Annotated in this window: 2 protein-coding genes; both read right to left on the reverse strand. The window is 39.8% G+C overall.

The features are described 5' to 3' along the window. Positions 1 to 785 (reverse strand): helix-turn-helix domain-containing protein (locus tag EQ827_RS08630; protein ID WP_181190572.1); only part of this gene is annotated, 785 nt, incomplete at its 3' end. A 52-nt stretch (positions 786 to 837) separates the two neighbouring features. Further along, the coding region (gene ymfI, locus EQ827_RS08635) for an elongation factor P 5-aminopentanone reductase (RefSeq protein WP_181190573.1) at positions 838 to 1,536 on the reverse strand (699 nt) is incomplete at its 5' end.

The following is a 1,536-nucleotide window of genomic DNA, read 5'->3' on the forward strand; positions in this document are numbered from 1 at the left end:
GGCAATGGTACAGCGACATCATTAATTTGAATGTGTGTAGCGGCAGCATTTCCAGTTCTAATCTGTAGTTGTTGGACATCAGTTGGCACTTCTACTTCATGATCAGCGCCAGCATTAATTAATCCTTGCCATAAAGATTGGCCTTGATTGCCCGACTGCACTGTTATCCAAGCATCAGCATTGGTTGCTGTAAGTTTTAAAGTATGAGAAGAATCTACTGTCCAATTAGAAATGCTGTAGGTATCAGTTTTATTAGTATCAGCTTCAATCTGTAATTGCTTTTTAACAGGAGCAGTTTGCTTAGTCTTGGAGGGCTTCTTTTTGGATACGGTCTTTTTCTTAGTTGGTGTAGACTTGGTTTCAATTCGCGTATTATTAGGAATTTGATGAGCAGTTTGTCGATGAACTTGAGCCATGACAAATACTATCAAACAAACAATCACCAATACCACAGCTAAAATACTAATTTGAGGCAGGTGAGCCCGCAAACTATTTAACACCGATTCTTTCTTTGGCTTTTGCGGTTCGTGCGGTGCCTCTTTGGGCTGAACTTGAGGAATTTCGTCCCCATATTCTTCCAACAAATCTTGACTGTTTAAGCCTACACTTTCTGCATATTGTTTTACAAAAGCTCGAACATAAAAATCTCCTGGCAACTGGTCAAATTTTCCATCTTCAATTGCTATTAAATAGCGCTTTTGAATCTTAGTTTTCTTTTGTAAGTCATCAATTGTGTAGCCCCGTTCCATCCGGGCACTGCGTAATTTTTCTCCTACTTCACTCATTGCACAACCACCGTTATTTATTTAATTTGAGTATAACATAAATACTACTAAATTATTCCAACCAACCACCAGTAATATAGAGAGTTTGACCTGTTACATACTGGGATGCTGGATCTAACAAAACTTTTATCCAATAACTAATATCATTTCCCTGTGCCAAACGCCCGACAGGAATTTGTTCTTGAAGTTGTTCTTTACTATTTGAAGGCACTTGATCCAGCATAGGAGTATCAACAGCCCCGGGCGCCAGTACATTTACTGTAATACCTAAACTAGCCACTTCTTGCGCATAGGCCTTAGCAAAAGCACTTAGCGCCCCTTTAGTCATACTATAAGTGACTTCCATGGCACTGCCGCTATGACCATAGACGGAACCAAGCAAAACAATACGGCTATTATGACTGCGGCTGAGCTTTTCTTGCAGCTGTTGAATTAACAACAAGGGTGTGGTAACGTTCACCATTAACAATTGTTCAAACTTAGACTGAGGTATTTGTGCAAACAATTGATAATCAGTAATCCCTTGAGCAGCTATCAGAGCATCAATACTAAAAATATTCTTAACAATTTTATTAACACATCCTGCTTGAGTAAAATCAGCCTTAATAATTAAAAAGTCTTGTTGCGGATATTGTGCTTGCCACTGCTGTGTCAGTGTCTGTACAGCTGACACTTGTTTATTGACCTGCAAATATAGCGACCAGCCAGCCTCTGCCAAATCAGCCGCAATTTGCCGTCCAATACCGCCGCT

The organism is Bombilactobacillus bombi (genome assembly GCF_013607485.1).
Classification (GTDB): Bacteria; Bacillota; Bacilli; order Lactobacillales; family Lactobacillaceae; genus Bombilactobacillus; species Bombilactobacillus bombi_A.